This window comes from Bartonella sp. OC68QHHN (assembly GCF_042193875.1).
In the GTDB taxonomy this organism is placed as follows: domain Bacteria; phylum Pseudomonadota; class Alphaproteobacteria; order Rhizobiales; family Rhizobiaceae; genus Bartonella; species Bartonella grahamii_A.
In genome coordinates this window covers 1-1,535 of the sequence record NZ_JBHIME010000032.1, presented here as the reverse complement: position 1 = coordinate 1,535, position 1,535 = coordinate 1, and the positions used below count along the sequence as shown (strand labels likewise).

At 39.7% G+C, this 1,535-nt stretch carries 2 protein-coding genes; both read right to left on the bottom strand.

Translation table 11 applies throughout. The annotated features are described in order from the left end of the window. Positions 1–986: tyrosine-type recombinase/integrase (locus ACFIJ0_RS05605; protein WP_375644208.1), on the bottom strand; the 986-nt coding region annotated here is incomplete at its 3' end. Between the two features lie 2 nt (positions 987–988). Then, entirely contained in the window at positions 989–1,237 is a 249-nt protein-coding gene (locus ACFIJ0_RS05600) for a hypothetical protein (protein ID WP_375644206.1), read from the bottom strand. Positions 1,238–1,535 lie beyond the last annotated feature (298 nt).

Sequence of the window (1,535 nt, the reverse complement as noted above, 5' to 3'; positions counted from 1 at the left end):
GCTGTTTTGGTATAAAGGGATGCCATTTTATCTTCTGTCCAGCCAAAAAGTGCTTTCATTTGCGAAACTGTCGCACCAGCATTGGCTGCACGTGTTGCTGCTAATTTTCGCAATCCGTGCGCTGATTTTTTAATACCTGCTGCATTACATGCTTCACGAAAGAGGTTGCCAAAACTTTCTTTGACAAGCTTATTTCCACCTTTACCACAAATAAATGTTTCATCACCTATGGGACCAATTTTAAGGGTTTCCTCTAGTTCTGGTAAAATAGGAAGAAAAACATCTGTTTTAAATTGGCTCTTTTCTGTTTTGAGATAAATGATATTATCTTTGACATCTTTCCAGCCGATACGAACGGCATCACCACGGCGCAAGCCCGTATAAAGAAGAACATCAATCCAGACGCGTTCATGTGTACCATGTGACCAACGGTGATAATATTTGTCTATGTCCTCTTCTAGCCATGGCAGTAATCCCTCACTGTTTAAAGATTTTGGTGCTTTTATATTAAAGGCAGGATTTCTATTCAAAAGATCATTATCAACTGCCCAATTGAAAAGACCATTTAAAGCCGTTAAAAAATGTCTTGCTGCTGCGGGGGTCTCTCGCCTTCTATCTACGGCTTCAAGAATGTGTTGTTTGTTTATGCTTTTATATGCACGATCACCGATATGTTTAGAAACATTATTCAGAATTCGATATTTAACTTTTTTAGTAGATTCTGATTGATTATGCCATTGCATGCTTTGTAAATACTGATGCAATAACCAATCGAAAGACCCTTCTGTGAGTCTGATACGCCTCTTTGTTTTGGAAGAGCCATTTTGCGCTTGTTTAAGGGCAAGCGTATAATTGTCAACAAACTCTTGCGTTCCATAGGTTCCTTCAATTCGAAACCGTGGTCCATGACCAATACGTACATACCATATAACTTTACCATGGCGTGTACGTTCACGAACAAGATGCGGTGGACGGCGTTTTGGCATGGCTAAAACTTTATACCGTCAACAGAGGGACACGATTTGCTGGTCTCGTAGTCTTCTTGCTCGTTTTCAAGCGGTGGAAAATCGTCAATGCTATAAGTATTATCTGTTGTTCTGGGTGTTACGATTTTATTGATATGAATTAATAATTCACCAGTAGGCTTGATTTCTATGAGTTCACATCCTTGTTTTTTAGCTTCTCTTAAAGCACGAGCAATAGCTGGTTGCGTGATAGTCGGTGGGCGGTGTGGCATGTTTATTCCCCTTCATTTTAGATGTAATTCACCCGTGGCGTGAATCACGCTTGTGTTTAAAAGTTGGTTTTTCGGTGTTAGAAACGGCTTATAGAGAGACTATAAGATTAGTCGTTCATATTTTTTCATCTGGTTTGTTTTCTAGTTGAGATTCTTCTATCGTCATCAATCCAGTCGTTCCAACATACACATGCTTCACCGTAAATTTTTGCATGACCGTAAATATGCGCATCACCATAAACCTGTGCATTGCCGTAAACACGCGCCCTATCGTAAATGTATGCTTCTCCGTAAACTT